4 protein-coding genes are annotated in these 3,961 nt (G+C 32.1%); 3 read left to right on the top strand and 1 reads right to left on the bottom strand.

The annotated features are described in order from the left end of the window. Window positions 1–79 precede the first annotated feature (79 nt). From NNC19_RS23205 to NNC19_RS23195, 3 genes are read left to right on the top strand one after another with little or no spacing between them, the layout of a single operon-like run. Window positions 80–1,594 (top strand): FAD-binding protein, encoded by a 1,515-nt coding sequence (locus NNC19_RS23205; protein ID WP_310941064.1) that lies wholly within the window; start codon window positions 80–82, stop codon window positions 1,592–1,594. A gap of 12 nt (window positions 1,595–1,606) precedes the next feature. Then, a complete protein-coding gene (locus tag NNC19_RS23200) occupies window positions 1,607–1,804 on the top strand; it encodes a 4Fe-4S domain-containing protein (protein WP_310941063.1) in 198 nt (65 codons plus the stop codon). A gap of 5 nt (window positions 1,805–1,809) precedes the next feature. Next, entirely contained in the window at window positions 1,810–2,619 is an 810-nt protein-coding gene (locus NNC19_RS23195; protein WP_310941062.1) for a DAPG hydrolase family protein, read from the top strand. A 102-nt stretch (window positions 2,620–2,721) separates the two neighbouring features. Here the strand turns inward: NNC19_RS23195 and NNC19_RS23190 are convergent, their stop codons facing one another. Further along, window positions 2,722–3,678 (bottom strand): flavodoxin family protein, encoded by a 957-nt coding sequence (locus NNC19_RS23190; RefSeq protein ID WP_310941061.1) that lies wholly within the window; start codon window positions 3,676–3,678, stop codon window positions 2,722–2,724. Window positions 3,679–3,961: the final 283 nt, after the last annotated feature.

Here is a 3,961-nt window from a genome sequence, read left to right as displayed (position 1 = left end):
AAAAATGGATGGTAAGAATGAAAGGAGGATTTAGTGGGAGTTTGGTACTTACAATACACTCTCTCACTAAAGATAAATTATGAAAAATGTTGAAGCGGATTTAGTAGTAATGGGAAGTGGACTCGCTGGATTATCTGCAGCTGTAACAGGTGTAAAAAAAGGTTTAAAGGTTGCAGTGTTTGAAAAGAGGCCATTCCAAGGAGGTGGAGTTTCTAACACACCAATGATGACCTGTGCAGTAAGGAAAAACGATGAATATAGAGATAAAGCTTTTAAAATCCATATGAATTATACTAATTGGAATGCAAATCCAGCAGTTGTTCGTACATGGATTAATAACTCTTATCGTATACCTACTTTCATAGAGGATTTAGGCATTAAGTTTGAAAAAGTAGTGCAAGTTCCTCTTGAAAAGTTAGGAGTAGAGAGAGGATATGAAGGTGGATTTCCAAATGCCTATAACATTGGAGATATATATTACTTTAAAGCTAGAGGTAAAGGACATGGAGCCGCCATTATATGCAAGAGAGCAGCAGAAAAATTTAGAGAACTTGGTGGAGAAATATACTTTAATACTCCAATTAAAAGTTTTATAAAAGAAAATGATAAAGTAACAGGTGCCATAGCTACAGATAAAGATGGAAATGAAATTAAAATATCAGCAAAAGCTATAATTGTGGCCTCAGGAGGTTTTAGTAATAATCCTGAATTAATAAAAAAATATACTGGTCATACATACACTAATAATAATTGCGATAATGGTGGAAATGTTTTATTTAATACTTTTCCTAACGCACAAATGACTGGTGATGGGCAAATGGCTGTTTGGGCTATAAAAGGTGCTAAAGGGGCTATGGGGATTAATGGACACAACCTTGTACCTGGACCTGGAATAATGGGTAACAGTGGATGGATAGTATTTAACGAAACCAGAACAATGCAGGAACAGCCTTATTTATGGGTAAATCAACTAGGTCAACGTTTTATTAATGAAGAAATGTCAAATGATCATATGACTATGGGAACAGCTATAGCTAATCAAAAAGGTAAATGTGCATATATCATATTTGATGAAAACACAGTAAAACATATGGAAGAAGAAGGCTTAGATTATATATATCACATTTTTCCAGCTGAAAAACTTCATAATGTACATGAACAATTTGAAGAACTAATTAATGTTAAGAGAAATAATCATGTTTTTCTTGCAGATACTATTGAGGAATTGTGTGAAAAGACAGAAATTAACTATGAAAATATGAAAGAAACTATTCTTAATTATAATAGTTATTGTGAAAATGGTCATGATGAAGAATTCGCAAAGAATCCATCTTTCTTAAGACCTTTAAAAAATTCTAAATTCTATGCTATGCGTGTATTTAAAGGTGGATATCAAGCTATGGGTGGAATTAAAATTAATGGAAAATGTGAAGTATTAGATAAAGAATATTCAGTTATAAAAGGTCTATATGCAGCTGGCGATTGTGCTGTTGGTGAAGTTTTTGGTAATCCCCCAATAGGTGGTATTGGAATGACTACTGTGAGCTTTTCACAAGGTTTTGCTTCTGCAGATGAAGCTTGTAAATATAAATAGGAGTGATAAAGTATGAAAATAGAAATTAAAGATTTTTGTATTAGATGTGGTTTGTGTGAAGACTTGCATCCTAAATTATTTAAACTTAATGAAGTTGAAGATAAAATAGATATTAGATATGATAAAGTTCCAGATGAACTTATAGATGAAGCAAAAAAAGCTGCGACTGATTGTGCAGTTACTGCAATATTTTTAAGGCAAGGGGTATAACATGTATGAATATAGCAACACGAAAAGAACTAACTATTAAAGAAAAGAAATATAGCTACTCTAAATATTATAACTTGGACATGACACCGATTCCAGTAGAAAAGCTAGAAATTTTAAAAAATGGACCAATAGATTCAAAAAAAGTATTAAAAATTCATGATAGAAATGATTTGCTTAAAGAAGGCTATCTTGAATGTGAAGTTGGGTATTGCATAATGGAAGAGGGTACTGGATTTTTGGCTAACAAAACATTTATGCAAGGTGTTACAGTTGAAATGTTTGAATGGTGGTTTGCTTGGCACTCATTAGAGGATTTAAGATATAGAATTTGGGATCCAGAAGACCATTTTTATGCTAGAACACAGAACAGAAAAAAGGTTCTTAATAAATCACTTCCTATGAGAGAAAGAACTTGGGGGACTAAGCATATTGTACTAGAAGATATAGGACCGGGACCAGATGATTTAATTCTAGAATTTGAATCTCCAGATATTTTTGGCTACGATTTAGGGAAGGTTGGAAGTGATTCCTGTGGATCAATGATGTGTGCTAATGGGCATGGGCCAGAGCCAGGTAAAGGAGCATCAGCCTTTATGACACATATGATTAGAGAAGTTGATGGTGGAAGTGAACTAAGAAGCCGTTTCTGGATTGGATATCAAATTATAAATGGACAGCCTGTAAAAGTTATTCCTGATGGAATGTCAGTACCAATTGAAACGGTTAAGGGGTTATTTGCACATAATCTTAAAGAGTTTACCCATTTAGCAACAATATTACCTAAGGTATATGAAGAGGAAAAAGATAATTTTTGATTATGAAAATGAGATATGAAGTAATAACATTAGTATTTTTCGGAAATATATAAATAGATAAAAATAGGAACCGCATTCTATATTATTACGGTTCCTATTACTTTATTTTTTATTAATTTCAATTGTAGAAAAGTTTAACTTTTTGTACTTAACAAATTTTTCTTTTACAATAGCTAAGTTTTCTTTAGTATAGAAACCACCTTGTGTATGAGAAATTTCATCTAAGTGAGCTTTTATTCCTTCAGAAGTAGTACGATCACGGCATAGACCATTTTCTGCAATTACAAATTTCCATTTTCCATCTTTAGTTTTTTCTAAATCGCCACCTGCACCACAAACTTGACATTCGATTGGGAACTGTAGTCCATCCCATTGAGGTTCTCCAAGTATTAAAGCATTAGAGTGACAGTTTGGACACCAACCCATATCTTTGTCTCCAAGCCAAGTTCTTTCTTTTATTGGTGTAGTTAATGATTTCATGATATTTTCCCCAACTTTATGAGCGCGAATAATCATATTGTCGTGAAGTAGACATTGCTTAGGTGCTCCAGCACGAGCAGCTAAATACATATCGATAATTTTAAAGTCAGTTGTAAAAGCTGTTGCTTGTATACCTTCTAGAGCCATGGATTGCCATGAACGAGTAGAACCACCAACTGAAATTATAGCTCCAATTCTATCCTTATGTTCAATTACACCAATAGCTTCTAAAAATGAAGTGGCATAAGCTAAACTTCTTTGCATGAATTTTAAAAAGGTTGCACTAGGCATTAAATCATATGTTGGAACTGAAAAAATGACAGCATCTTGTTTTAGCATAATATCCATAATTGCTTTTTTGTCATCTTTCTCATCTAAAGTGCATCCAATATATTTGCCATCAGTCATTGCATGGGTACAAGCAGTGCAGCCTGTACAATCTAGAATTTTATAATCTCTCAAATTAATCATTTTCACTTCTGCACCCTGTTCTTTACATGCAAGTAATGCTTCTTTAAGTAAAATTTCTGAATTTGAATTTTTTCTTCCTGCTGTTATACCTAATACTTTATAATTCATAATAACATCTCCTCATTGTATTTAGTAGATTTAAATCATCTATTTTAGTGGAAAGATAATTTTTTATACTATTTAAACAATATAATTTCTTTGTTACACTTAAATAAATGGACCTATTTTAGGTTAACATGTATTAATTGGGAATTCATCAGAGATAATTAGGAAAATCTTGAGATATAAAGGTGGGAATTTTAGAGATTTTTCTAATCGAGTAGTCACGAAAACTAATTTCTATAATTCTGATTTAATATAATTATTAGATTCAATTGAATATTTCAGTTAT

It is taken from the genome of Clostridium sp. SHJSY1 (assembly GCF_031626875.1).
In the GTDB taxonomy this organism is placed as follows: Bacteria; Bacillota; Clostridia; order Clostridiales; family Clostridiaceae; genus Clostridium.
The sequence above is the reverse complement of the archived record's forward strand: the minus strand, read 5'-3'. Positions and strand labels throughout refer to the sequence as shown.